This is a genomic window from Alkalimonas sp. NCh-2 (assembly GCF_039631345.1).
GTDB classification, from domain to species: domain Bacteria; phylum Pseudomonadota; class Gammaproteobacteria; order Enterobacterales; family Alteromonadaceae; genus Alkalimonas; species Alkalimonas mucilaginosa.
Map to the genome: position 1 here is coordinate 124,365 of NZ_JBDIUV010000005.1, position 12,383 is coordinate 136,747.

Annotated in this window: 7 protein-coding genes; 3 read left to right on the forward strand and 4 right to left on the reverse strand. The window is 52.9% G+C overall.

What is annotated here, in order from left to right; translation table 11 throughout:
* Positions 1-4: 4 nt before the first annotated feature.
* Positions 5-511, reverse strand: coding sequence for a MarR family transcriptional regulator (locus ABC502_RS13500; protein ID WP_345916214.1), 507 nt, complete (start codon positions 509-511; stop codon positions 5-7).
* Positions 512-626: 115 nt separating this feature from the next.
* On the opposite strand from ABC502_RS13500, the gene ABC502_RS13505 reads away from it, so the two are divergent.
* Both ABC502_RS13505 and ABC502_RS13510 read left to right on the forward strand, forming a co-directional pair.
* Positions 627-1,826, forward strand: a complete 1,200-nt coding sequence (locus ABC502_RS13505) for an MFS transporter (RefSeq protein WP_345916215.1) — start codon at positions 627-629, stop codon at positions 1,824-1,826.
* Positions 1,827-2,042: 216 nt separating this feature from the next.
* The gene (locus tag ABC502_RS13510; RefSeq protein WP_345916216.1) at positions 2,043-3,620 is read left to right on the forward strand and encodes an ATP-binding cassette domain-containing protein; all 1,578 of its coding nucleotides are present in this window, start codon (positions 2,043-2,045) and stop codon (positions 3,618-3,620) included.
* A 24-nt stretch (positions 3,621-3,644) separates the two neighbouring features.
* Here ABC502_RS13510 and ABC502_RS13515 read toward each other — a convergent pair whose 3' ends face one another.
* The 3 genes from ABC502_RS13515 to ABC502_RS13525 form a co-directional block, all read right to left on the reverse strand.
* Positions 3,645-5,360 carry a hypothetical protein gene (locus ABC502_RS13515; protein WP_345916217.1) on the reverse strand — a complete coding sequence of 572 codons (1,716 nt, stop codon included), beginning with the start codon at positions 5,358-5,360 and terminating at the stop codon, positions 3,645-3,647.
* Between the two features lie 167 nt (positions 5,361-5,527).
* Positions 5,528-7,024 carry a tryptophan halogenase family protein gene (locus ABC502_RS13520; protein ID WP_330087672.1) on the reverse strand — a complete coding sequence of 499 codons (1,497 nt, stop codon included), beginning with the start codon at positions 7,022-7,024 and terminating at the stop codon, positions 5,528-5,530.
* Positions 7,025-7,095: 71 nt separating this feature from the next.
* Positions 7,096-9,789 (reverse strand): TonB-dependent receptor, encoded by a 2,694-nt coding sequence (locus tag ABC502_RS13525; protein ID WP_345916218.1) that lies wholly within the window; start codon positions 9,787-9,789, stop codon positions 7,096-7,098.
* Positions 9,790-10,198: 409 nt separating this feature from the next.
* Between ABC502_RS13525 and malQ the strand changes: the two genes are divergently transcribed.
* Positions 10,199-12,337, forward strand: a complete 2,139-nt coding sequence (gene malQ / locus ABC502_RS13530) for a 4-alpha-glucanotransferase (protein ID WP_345916219.1) — start codon at positions 10,199-10,201, stop codon at positions 12,335-12,337.
* Positions 12,338-12,383 lie beyond the last annotated feature (46 nt).

A 12,383-nucleotide genomic window follows, 5' to 3' on the forward strand; every position in this document is an offset into this window, starting at 1 on the left:
AAAATTAATCCTTCGCTGGTAGGGTAGCAAGCCCTGCCAGCCAGACTTTTAGCAAAGCATTCAGTTGCTGCTGCTGCTCTGGGCTGAGATCGCCCATCAGCGATTGCTGCAGTGCAATATGCTCCGGCAGTACTTTTTCAATCAGGGCTTTGCCGCTGTCGGTCAGGCTGACATGCACCACCCGGCGGTCTTCGGTGCAGTGACGGCGGGCAATTAACTGGCGTTGCTCCAGCTTGTCCAGCCGGCTGCTCATAGCGCCAGAACTAAGCAGCATGCTTTGATGCAGCTGGCTGGGAGACAAGGAGTAAGGCTCGCCAGCCCGGCGTAAGGTCGCCAACACATCAAACTCACCCTGTTTCAAACCATGCTGGTCGTAGCAATGCAAAAAGGCCAGCTCCAGTGTTTTGTTCAGTCGGGCAAAACGTCCCAGCAACTGCATGGCGAGCAGTTCATCTGCTATCCCCTGGCGTTGCCACTGGGCGGTAATGCGATCCAAATCATCTGTTATCACGAAGGTTACAGCTTTTAGCAGCAATGGATGCTTTACAGCTTAACGAAAAATCGGCACAATAAAAATATCTTTATATAAAGATACTTTTCAAAAAGATTTTAGAGGCGCAACGAACATGACGACTGCTCTGCAGAAAAAACACGGCTGGTACCTGGTTGCCATTGTGCTGGTGGCACTGAATTTGCGACCGGCGCTGGCGGCGATAGGGCCGCTGCTGCAGGGGATCCAAACCGATTTGTTGCTGAGTTTTAGCGCCGCTTCGATGCTAACTACCCTGCCGGTGCTCGCCATGGGCTTGTTAAGCTTTGTGGGCTTTCGATTGGCCGCCCCGCTAGGGCTGGAGCGCACCATAGGAGTCGCTCTGCTGCTGCTGGCCGCGGCAACGCTGCTGCGATTTTGGTCCCCCTCTGCCAGCCTGCTGATTGCCACCGCCTTGCTGGCCGGTATTGCTATAGCCATGATCCAAACCCTGATGCCCGCCATCATCAAAGCCCGCTTTGCCGGAAAAGCACCTTTTATGATGGGGCTTTATGTCACTGCCATTATGGCAGGTGCTGCTATTGCCGCTATCAGTACGCCACTGCTGGCTGACAGTCTGAGCTGGCGTCATAGCCTGGGACATTGGGGCTGGCTGGTATTGCTGGCCTTGTTGTTGTGGCTGTGGACGATGCGGCCATCCACTGCACAGGCCTGTGCCCAGCCGGCCCCACCTGCTTTTGCCTGGTGGCGCAAAGCACGTAGCTGGCAACTGGCGGTTTTCTTTGCCCTGGGCACCAGCTGTTATGTCTCAGTGCTGGCCTGGCTGGCACCTTATGCGCTGGAACTGGGCTACAGCGCCAGGCAAGCCGGCTTGCTGCTGGGCTTTTTAACGGCTTGTGAAGTGGTGGCGGGCTTGCTGTTTCCCTGGTGGGCGGCGCAACGGGCCGATCGCCGGCCGGTGATCGCGGTGCTCTGCGTGTTGCAGCTGATTGGGTTTACTGCGCTGGCTCTCGTGCCTGATACCGCTTTGTTGCTGTGGGTCGCTTTTATCGGCCTGGGTATTGGCGGTATTTTCCCGCTGGCGATGATCATTACCATGGATCATATCGATCATCCGGTACAGGCCGGCCGCTTAACGGCTTTTGTACAAGGTGTGGGCTACATCATTGCAGCCTTTTCGCCCTGGTTGGCCGGGATGCTGCGTGACTGGCTGCAAAGCTTTACCCTGGCCTGGCTGGCTTTGGCTGCCACCAGTGTGCTGGCGCTCTGGTTGGGTGCCAAATTCAGTGTTGCCAGCTATCAGCAGCATTATGCGCCTGCCGAGGTTGGTGCCTGACGCTTTACTTTTGCTGCAGCACTGATTAGAATTTCACCACTTTTCGCTTTGGAGCCGATGCCGACATGATTCAATGACACCTGACAATCCGCATTTGTTTATTTCTGGATTTTCGGGGGTCTGCTGGCATCGTCCTGCATTGCAGCGTTTCTTGCTGCGGTGATTGATACCCACTACTGATTGTTGCAGGCTATGCCGCCCCCGTAAGGAGGCTGTATGTCGTATTTTTTTGCCCATCATCTTAGTTATACTCTGCCAGATGGCCGGCTGTTATTCCAGTCGCTTGATATCAGCCTGCAACCCGGTTTGCAGGGGCTGACCGGAGCCAATGGCAGTGGCAAGTCGGTGTTGCTGGAGCTGCTGGCCGGGCAACGGGCCCTGCAGCAAGGCAGTATTCAGCGCCAGGGCAGTCTGGGCTACTTTGCCCAGTTGCAGCAGCATGGCTGGCGCCAAGCAGGCACTGTGGCCGATCTGCTACAGCTGCGCGCACCGCTGGAAGCTTTGCAGCGGATCCTGGCGGGCAGCTGCGCCGAAGCCGATTTTGAAGTGCTGGCAGAGCGGTGGACCCTGGCAGACGAGCTGGCCGCGCAATTACAAGCCCTTGGTCTTAGCGGTGATGTCTGGCAGCCCTGTGCCGAGCTAAGTGGCGGCCAGCTCAGCCGTTTGCTGCTATGGCAGTTGTTTCGCCAGCAACCGGACTGGTTGCTGCTGGATGAGCCAGGCAATCATTTGGATGCCAGTGGCCGCGCCTGGCTTCAGCAGCAGTTGCTGGTTTACCCCGGGGCTGTCTTGCTGATCAGTCATGATGCCAGTTTGCTGGAGGCCGTGCCACTGTTGTATCAGCTGCAGCAAGGCAAGCTGCAGCGCTATGGTGGCGGCTTTTCCTTGTACCAAAGCCAACAACTGGCCGAACAGCAGGCGGTGACGCAGGCGCTGGCGCAGCGTAAAAAAGAGCAGCGGCAGCTGGAACACAGCATTGCACAGCGCGAGCAAAAAGCGCAGCGCCGGGCTCGCAGTGGCAAGTTGCAACGTGCCAGTGGCAGTCAGTCTAAGCTGTTGCTGGATGCGCGGCAAAACAGTGCCGAGCAGTCCGGTGCAACCAGAAAACGCCAGGCCGATGCCGAGCGCCAGCGTTTGCAACAGCAGTTGAACCAGTTGACGCAGCGCCAGCACAACGAGCAGGAGCTGAGCTTTCAACTGCCAGCGCAAGCACAGCAAGCGGGTGAGCAGATAAGGCTGCAGGATCTGGTGCTATGTTATGGTTCGGCCGAACCTGTCAGCCTGGTGGTGTCGTGTGGTAATAAGCTCTGGTTGCAGGGTAATAACGGCACGGGCAAATCGGTATTGCTGCGCACCATCAGCGGCAGCTTAGCCCCCACGGCCGGCCTGTTGCGTTGCTCGTCACCTTGCCATTATCTGGATCAATACTTTAGCCTGCTCAAGCCTGAACTAAGCGCTTTGGATAACCTGCAGCGGCTGGCACCGCTGTTGGATAATACCCAGGCCAGAACGGCGCTGGTAGCCATTGGTTTAACGGCACAACAGTGGTTGCAACCGGTAAGCCGCCTAAGTGGTGGTGAGCGGATGAAATTGGCGCTGCTGGCATTGACCCGACCACAGCCTCAAATGCCCTTGCTGTTACTGGACGAGCCAGACAATCATCTGGATATGCAGGCCAAAGCCTATCTGGCGAGGCAACTGGCACAATGGCCGGGAAGCTTTGTGCTGGTTTCACACGATCAGCACTTTGCCAGCGACTGCGGCTGCAACCAACACCTTAGGTTACATCAATAGCCCGGCTAAGCCGGGCGCTGAGGATTAGTCCGCTTTGGCATCCAGATACATCCGGCTTTCAATGGCAATGCCCTGAGCTTCAATATCCAGGCTTAGATCCAATTGGTACGGATTATCTTGTATCGAGGCAAGATCATCTGGGAGATCCATTCCAGCTGCCGCCATGCTATCGGCAAGCACACCAAACAAGCGGGCATAGTTCAAACCAAAATGCAGCATCCCATTTTGGCTCAAGGCTGTGCCTGCCAGCACTTTGGCCTGCTGAGTTGCTTGTTCACCCTGATAAATCAGCGCATGATCCCGGGCTAACAGTAATTTCGGAGCCAGACCATAGGCCGCAGCCATTGGGAACAGTTCATTCAGCTCTACTGCTACACCTTGCTCCGGGAGTTCAATATCGAGTTGGTTGGGTGCAAGCATCATCAGGCTATGCAACAGGCTGTGGGCGTTATCGGCAGATAAGCTGACTAAGGCATCGACTGCCGTCGGCATATGTGTGGCCGGATCTATCTGTACATCGTGAATACTAAGGGATAATCCTTTAATGGAACCGCCCATGGCTACCATGGCCATAGCTGCCAGCGGGTTGCTGGTTTCTAGCGCCATTTGCACTTCAGTCAAGGGCTTGCATTGGAAGCTGGCATGTACAGTGGCGGACCAAAGCTCACCAATGGTAGGGAGTAACTGGCCGACATTCAGCCCCAGGCCGAATTGCAGCAGATTATCACCGGTTGGTTGTTGGATATGAGGAGCAATAAACCCACGCAGTTGGCGCAGTGACGCCATGGCGGTTTTATCGCTGCTGGCAATCAGTACCCGGCTGCTCGCTGGCTGTTTGTTGAGCTGGTTATCAAAATAAATTCCGGGCCAGTTGGCTGCGATAGCGGCTGTATCGGCCTGACAGGCCGGGGTACGCCAATCGGCTAAAGTCACACTGAGTTCATCGCCATACAGCGCATGCAGATCACGGGCTAAGCGATTCTGGTTGTTGCTGGTGATGGCCTTGAACAACTCTGCACTGCTCAACATACCAAAGCTGGCTTCATCCAATTGGTAGCGTTTAGTCAGTGGTGTAATGCTTTTCTTCCAGCTCAGGGCGTCGACGGGTTTATGAATGGCCAGAGCTTCGGCATGATGCGCCGAATCAAAGCCAGATGAAGTCAGCACCAAGGTGCCCCAGCCATCCCGGCTACTGACCAGCAAATCCAGATTGTGCCCATTCAATGAGGAAAGGGTATAACGGCGATACGCCACGCCATGCAATTCTTCAGCCTGATGCCAAAGCTGACTTTGCTGCTCGATGCGATCAAAAAAACGCCAGAAAGCTTGCTCATCCGCCAGTTCAAAGCGACTAACCGGAGATAAACCAACCAGATAAAATAACCCCCGGAACTCCTGTTTGATACCAGTACGCTCGGCCATGTGTTCAGGCTGCTTGAGCAGGTGCTGGAATTGTTCCAGTAAAGCAGCAAAAAAGTGGCCACTGTTCGTATCTGATGTACTAAGCAGAGCAGTCAACATAGCCACAGTATGCTGCGCATCCTGAGGTGACAACTGCCCCTGAAGCTGTTGCAGGTAATGGGCTAGTTCCAAAGGTTCCAGTTGGACGGCAAGCATGGCGGTGTCAGCCGGTATGTAGCTCAGCTGCCCGGCAGCCCGTTCAACGCCATTGGCGGTGAGCTTCATGTAAGCAAAGCATGCAGCTATCAGCAAAGCAGCGGCGATAAGGATAGTACGCATTGGAATCTCCTGAAAGTGCCTAAGCACCACCTCGTCCCTGTGGTGTGAAGCAGTACCGAAATTTGTTAAGTTAGCAAGTGATGAATAATAACTTTAGTTTTGATTTGGCGCAATGGATGTTGCGAAAAGGTACTAAGTGGTGTTTTGCTGCCGCGACCAAGCGCGGCTTAGCGAATGAATTGCTGAATAAAGACATCATGCAAAGGCAGTGGCTGCAAACTACCCTGATAGATAGTGCTTAGGCTGTCCATCAACTCCTGCAATTGGGCAGGCGACAAAGCATTAGCCATCGGGTGGAAGTCTGCCGGGAGCATCCCCTGGCCCAGCATCACCTGAACCCAGGCAATAGGCGTAAAAAGCTCATCCTGTTCCCGGTACACTTTGCCGCTGGCTTCAAACAGTGCCATCTTTCGGGCCAGCCGCTCTGGAATATCCATGCGCCTGCAATCGCGCCAGAACTTGCTATCGGTTCTCTTGGTTAGTTTGTAGTGCAGAATTATAAAGTCACGAATATGCTCAAATTCAATCTGTGACTGGCGATTGTATTCATCCACCTCCACTTGCTTGATACCCTGATGCGGGAAGCTGTTTACCAGCCGAATCACGCCCGATTGGATCAAATGAATGCTGGTGGACTCAAGCGGCTCTAAAAAGCCACTGGACAGGCCAATACTCACCACATTTTTATGCCACTGCTTCAGCCGTCGCCCGGTGCGAAAACGAATAAGTCTGGGCTCTGCCAGTGTTGGCGCATCCAGCTTTTGCAGCAACCTTGCCTGAGCCTCATCATCGCTCAGGTAGTTGCTGGCATAAACCAGGCCATTGCCAGTACGGTGTTGCAAAGGAATACGCCATTGCCAGCCGGCTTTATGCGCAATCGATCGGGTGTAGGGCACAATAGGTTTGACGGCTTCAGTAGGAACCGCAAGCGCACGGTCACAGGGCAGCCAGTGGCTCCAGTCTTCGTAACCGGTATTTAAGGTTTTTTCAATCAGTAGGCTATGCATGCCACTGCAGTCAATGAATAAATCACCCGCAATCTGCTGCCCATTGGCCAGTTGTACGCTTTGCACAAAGCCGCTTTGTTCACACACATGAACCTGTTCAATTTTACCTTCAATGCGGCACACGCCCATGGCTTCACTGCTACGGCGCAAAAATTTGGCATACAGGGCAGCATCAAAATGATACGCATACACCAGGCCCGGCAGGTTGGCCTGCGCAATACGCTCTAGTTTGCTGAACTTGTTGGCTTTTGCTGCCTGAAAGTTGAGCGAAAAATCCCAGAAGTTCTCACTTAATCCTTCGGCTTTGGCTTTTAACCAAAAGTGGTGGAAGCTGCAAAACGGGAAATCTTTGCCAAAGCTGCCAAAAGCATGCATGTAGCTATCCCCTTGTTGGCCCCAGTTTTCAAATTGGATCCCCAGCTTGATGGTGCCCATGGTTTCACGCAAAAATGCCCGCTCATCCAGCCCCAGGCCCTCGTTAAAATGAATAATGGGGGGAATGGTTGCCTCACCAACGCCAACAATGCCAATGTCCTCGGACTCCACCAGGCATATCTGCACACTCTTTCCCAGCATTTTGACCAACAGGGCTGCACTTATCCAGCCAGCGGTGCCACCGCCGACAATCACCACCTTACGGATAGGATCTGTGTTCATTTTGGTGCCTCTGATAAAAAAGCCCCTGGCTACCAAGGTAGTTCAGGGGCTGGGTTTCTGCTAGCCGGTGATCAGAACTTGTACGCAAGGCCTGCCATAAAGGTACGACCGTAGCGTTGATGTTCCAGCACGTAACGGCTATCCCCACCATCCGTGCGAATAAATGGCTCATCCGTCAGGTTGTTCACCTGAAACAGCACGGTTAGGCCATCAAAACTGCCGGACTCAAAGCTGTAGCTAACCTGAGCATCAACCACAGTTTCCGAAGCAATCATTCGAAGCTCTCGACCACTGCCAAAACCAGACACCTCCCCTAAAAACTCGGAACGGTAGCGACTGCTTACCCGCGCAGAGAAGCCTTCATTTTCATAATAAAAAGTCAGGTTTGCGACCTTTTTAGACAAACCAGGTAGCGGTGTTGCGGCATCGTCAGGGTTCGACTGAATACTGCTGTCAGTCCAGGATGCATTGAGGATGGCACCAAAGTTTTCCAGCACAGGGTGCAGCATACCGCCACTTAATGACACCGCCGCTTCAAATCCGTTGATTCGACCACCATCACCATTTTGGGGCGTAGTTGCTAAACCTTCATTGATGACCGGTGTTTCACCACCACTTGGGAAGCCAGTAAAGTCCTGAATCACTTGTTGGTCATAAATGTAACTTTCCAGATTTTTATAAAAAGCAGCTATCGAGAAATAGCCCAGACTGTTGTCAAAATAACGCTCATAGGACACATCAATTGAGTTGGCGATCCAGGGCTTCAATTCAGGGTTACCGCCTCCGGCTGACCATGGCGAATTCTGCGTTGGGGTTGCCTGCTCGTTATTCAAGGCTGGGTTAAAGCTGAAGTCCTGGCTTGCACGCATTTGATCCATCCTGGCTCTAGCCATAGTACGGGCAATACCAAGCCGCACATACTGGCCTTGGTCAACTTCAAAGTTCAGGTTCAGGCTGGGTAAAATCTCCCAGTATTTTTTGCCACCTTCTAACCTTAGTGAGGTTACGTTGTCACCTGTACCTGAAGCTCCCAAAGCATACGAGGATTGATCCGTATGGACGACTTGCGTGCCAACATTACCACTTACCGGAATACTGCCAATGTAGGAGTCGATGCCAAGTTTTATGTAACTGGTGAACACATCCTCCTGAACATTCCAGTCTTTAATCAGCACATCCGCATTAGGATTACGGAGTTGCACTAAAGCACCACTGGCCAATAGCTCACGTGGGTCATAGCTCACCATACTGCCTAAACCAAAAGCTGCAAGGCTGGTTGATCCAGCTATATTCGGAATAGGCGCACTGAGTGCTCCATCGGGCAATGCCAGGAAAAACTCATTTGCTTTTTTATCCTTTTCACGTTGGCTGTAGTTGACACCAACCTCTAGCTCACTAATGACACCACCTTCCAACAGTGTTTTGGCACTAAAGCGAAGCTGGTTAAGCTCATCTTCAATGGAAGGAGAGTTAGAATAGCCAAGCTGGCCACCAGGAATAATATCTCCCCCCCACCCCTGAGGGCTGGTCAATAACACCAGGCTTGGATCCGAATAATCCAGAATATTTGTGAAAACAGGTCCACTCTTGGTCATGGTAAAGCCAAGCCGATCCAAGGCTCCTGAGCCCGCCGGGCCAGTGCCAGCATCTGATTCCAGAATTAAATCGGTACGTTTGATGGAGGAGTGGCTCAGATCCAGGGTAGCAAACCAATTATCCGCTAAGCTAAACTCCGTTTTCCAGCCGGCAGCCAACATCTTACTGTCACGATAGTAGCCATGGTTACGCACAATACTTTTCACATCGGTATAGCCACCCGAGCTAACGAGCCCGTCAGTCACCACTGGATCAACCAACGGTGCTTCAGCCCAATATAAGGGTAGCTCAATAAAGCTGATACGCTGTGTTTCATCGAACTTTGAGTAGTACAAATCGATTGTGGAGCTGAAGTTTGCGTTGGGCTTGTACTCAAAAACCCCCATAAAACCATCCCGCTCCAACAAGTTTGAATTTGCGAAGACTTTTCCACCACCTATGACTCGGGCGCCATCATCAGTATCTGCGTAACCCCAGGCTTCAAATCGCTCCACTTGTGTTGGAGTGGACATATGAGCAAAACCAAGAGCAATACCAATGGTATTATCAGCAAACTGGTCGATATACGACAGACTTAAACGTCGGCCATTATCTTTTGCACCAGCGTTTAAAGCATCAATTTGATTCCATTCATATCTGGCATTCACTGCTACCGTGGTCTCACCGTGGGCCAGAGGGCTGACTGTCCTCATATCGACAGTACCAGCCAGGCCTTGACCTAGCAATGCTGCATCAGGTGTTTTATAAACAATAACACCGCTTAATAGCTCAGATGGAAATTGATCAAATTCAACACCACGGTTATCACCAGAGCTTACTTGCTCACGACCATTTAGCAGGGAAGTTGAAAAGTCAGGGGATAAGCCACGAATACTGATCACCTGGCTACGGCCATTCAGACGCTGAGCAGTTAAACCTGGTAACCGGGCTAAGGACTCAGCAATGCTGACATCAGGCAGCTTACCAATGTCTTCCGCGGATACCGCTTCTACAATGCTACTGCTGAACATCTTCAGGTTTTGAGATTCCTGTAGGCTACGTCGAAAACCAGTAACCTGAATCACTTCCACTTCATCGGCTTGCACCTCGGTGGTACTGTCATTGGCAAAAGCCTGCGTGGCCATGCCTGCCATCGCCATGGTCAGCAGACTGAGTTTAAACTTGTTCATGCCCTTTATCCCCGTGTTGGTTTTTATATGCCACGGCTTTTTTCAGCAGCAGCTAATCCTGTCATCTTGCTATTTATTAAACTTATTCGGGTGCAACAACAAGATGAATACGTATTCATACAGGCACTTCTGCACAGAAGCGGGGCTATTTTTTGTAAGATCGCCCCCATTTGGTGCGACCGCTTGATTTCTAACCATTGATTTGGTTGATTTTTTGCTTACCTGGTTCTGAATTGCTCCTGGAAGCCGGTGTTTTTACAGGTTTTTTGCCTATCAGTGAATGCATACGTATGCAGTGCATTCCTTTCCTTTGCTGTGCTGTTTATGCTTGGCTCAGTGATTTATTTTTATGAATGCCAGCACAATATGCTGGCTGCCAGCAAGCAGCTTTTCCGGCAACAGGTGCACTATGGAATTACAAAAACGTTTGGCCGAGCTGGCCGGGGTTCAGGATCATTACATCAATGCCCATGGCCAGCCTGAGACCATCTCCGCACAAGTGATTGCCGGCGTGTTGCAGGCAATGGGCTATGACTTAAGCAATGAACACAGCATCGCTGCCCATATTCAGCAACTGGAAACTGAGCACTGGCACCATTATCTGCAACCGGTGACGGTAATACAGCAGTATCAGCCGCTGCAAGTCCGGTTGCAGCAGCCCCAACAAAGTGCCCAAAGCCATTGGCGTTGGCAGGTGAATACTGAGCATGGCCAGCAACTGCAAGGTGAGCTGGAGCTGCATCAGGGCGATATTGTCGAACAAGCCGAGCTGACAGATGGCAGTTGGCTGGCGTTTCACTTACAGATCCCGGTCGAGTTGGAACCTGGCTATCACCAATTAACGTTAACTGCTGGCCAGAATCAGCTAACCCAGCGTTTAATCATCACGCCATCACGCTGCTTCCAACTGCAGGATAAAGCCGTGTTCCGTAAAACGGCCGGCCCAGCCATTCAGTTGTATGCACTCAATACCGAACACAACTGGGGCATCGGCGACTTTGGCGATCTGATCCGGTTGGCACCACAGTTTGCTGCCGCAGGTTGTGACTTTATTGGTCTAAACCCACTGCATGCGCTTTATCCGGCATTGCCGCAAGATTGCAGCCCGTACAGCCCGAACAGCCGTTTGTGGCTGAACAGCCTCTATGCCGATTTAACGCTGGAGCCTGAGTACCAGGCCGATGCGGTGCAGCAGGCAGTACAAAGCGCTGACTTTAAAAAGCAGCTGCAGCAGTGCCGCCAGGCTGCCGATGTGGATTACGCCACCGTCAGCAGGCTGAAGCAGCGCATTACCGGTTTGATGTTTGCGCATTTTCAGCAGCAGGAGCTGCAGGCAGCAACCCCCAGAGCCAAAGCCTTTCAACGCTTTGTTGAAGACGGTGGCGATAGCCTGTATCAACTGGTGGTGTACAAGGTGTTGCAGCAGCAAATGTTTGCCAAAGACTGGCAGATGGCCAGTTGGCAGCAATTCCCGGCCGAGTATCAGTGGCCACATAGCCCGGCAGTGCAGCAGTTTGCTGTGCAGCATCAGGACGCGATTCAGCAGCAGTTGTACGCCCAGTGGCTGGCCTACCGTCAGTTGGCTGCCGCTCAGCAAGCCTGTCTGCAGGCCGGTATGGCCATTGGTTTGTACCGCGACCTGGCGGTGGGCACCAACCGCAGCAGTGCCGAGACCTGGGCGGAGCCGGAAAACTACTTTCTCAAGCTGAGTGTCGGCGCACCAGCCGATATAATGGCACCCAAAGGCCAGGACTGGGGCTTGCCGCCTTACAATCCGGCGGTGCTAAAAAGCAAAGCCTACCAGCCCTTTATTGATTTGCTGCAGGCCAATATGCAGCATGCCGGTGCTCTGCGCATTGACCATGTGATGGCCTTGCTGCGATTGTGGTGTACGCCGGTGGGCAAAAGTGCCACCGAGGGCGCCTATGTCCGTTTTCCGGCGGATGATTTATTTGCCATCCTGGCATTGGAAAGCCAGCGCAATCACTGTGTGGTGATTGGCGAAGACTTGGGCACAGTACCGGCGGAAATCAGCCGTTTGCTGGAGCAGTACCAGGTGCTGTCGTACCGGGTGTTTTTGTTGGAGCAAAAAGACAGCAGTTACCAGCACAGCGATGCCACCTACCCGGAGCGCTCGATGGCGACGGTCACCACCCACGATATGCCCACCATGGTGGGCTACTGGCAGGAACACGACTTGGCGCTGCGCCACCGGCTGGATTTGTACCCCAGCGCAGAGGTGGCTGAGCAGTTGCACCAGTTGCGCGAGCAAGAAAAGCAGATCCTGCGTCATCAGTTTGCTTTGCCAGAGGGTGACTATGCGGCCTTGATCCGTCACAGTCACCGTTTTGTGGCGGCTACGCCGGCTAAGCTAATGGCTTTTCAGCTGGAAGATCTGGTGCTGGTGGATACACCAATCAATGTGCCGGGTACCAGCACCGAGTACCCGAACTGGCAGCGCCGTTTGCCACAGCCGGCCGAGCAACTGCTAAAGCGGGCTGATGTGCAGCAACTGCTGGCCGAGATAAAAGCGGCCAGGGGCAACTAGATCTGCAGCTAGTATCACGGGTATAAAAAAACCAGCTCACTGTGAA

Bases quoted from the DNA above. Each gene is read 5' to 3' on its own strand.
- ABC502_RS13505 (WP_345916215.1), top strand. From the start codon at position 627: ATGACGACTGCTCTGCAGAAAAAACACGGCTGGTACCTGGTTGCCATT.
- ABC502_RS13510 (WP_345916216.1), top strand. From the start codon at position 2,043: ATGTCGTATTTTTTTGCCCATCATCTTAGTTATACTCTGCCAGATGGC.
- ABC502_RS13515 (WP_345916217.1), bottom strand. From the start codon at position 5,360: ATGCGTACTATCCTTATCGCCGCTGCTTTGCTGATAGCTGCATGCTTT.
- ABC502_RS13520 (WP_330087672.1), bottom strand. From the start codon at position 7,024: ATGAACACAGATCCTATCCGTAAGGTGGTGATTGTCGGCGGTGGCACC.
- ABC502_RS13525 (WP_345916218.1), bottom strand. From the start codon at position 9,789: ATGAACAAGTTTAAACTCAGTCTGCTGACCATGGCGATGGCAGGCATG.
- malQ (WP_345916219.1), top strand. From the start codon at position 10,199: ATGGAATTACAAAAACGTTTGGCCGAGCTGGCCGGGGTTCAGGATCAT.